The 369-nt window shown below is 71.0% G+C and carries 1 pseudogene; it reads left to right on the top strand.

Annotated elements, in window-relative coordinates:
* A pseudogene (locus tag GQB03_RS22725) lies at positions 1-369 on the top strand (indolepyruvate ferredoxin oxidoreductase family protein); the annotation flags it as partial.

The following is a 369-nucleotide window of genomic DNA, read 5'->3' as shown; positions in this document are numbered from 1 at the left end:
GCCTGGACGGGCACACCGAGGTGTGGCACCGCGACCGCCTCGACGAGGCGCAGAAGGAGCTCGCCGCCACGCCCGGCACCACGGTGCTGCTGCACGACCAGGAGTGCGCCGCCGAGCTGCGCCGCGCCAGGAGCCGCGGCAAGGCCGAGGAGCCGCAGGAGGTGGTGGTGATCAACGAGCGGGTGTGCGAGGGCTGCGGCGACTGCGGCGAGAAGTCCAACTGCATGAGCGTCGAGCCGGTCCAGACCGAGTTCGGGCGCAAGACGCGCATCCACGAGTCCTCGTGCAACAAGGACTACTCCTGCGTGAAGGGCTTCTGCCCGTCCTTCCTGACCATCACCCCGAACCCGGCGCCGGCCTCGGCGGAGG

It is taken from the genome of Cognatazoarcus halotolerans (assembly GCF_009800965.1).
GTDB lineage: Bacteria > Pseudomonadota > Gammaproteobacteria > Burkholderiales > Rhodocyclaceae > Cognatazoarcus > Cognatazoarcus halotolerans.
This window is presented reverse-complemented; position numbering and strand designations above follow the sequence as displayed.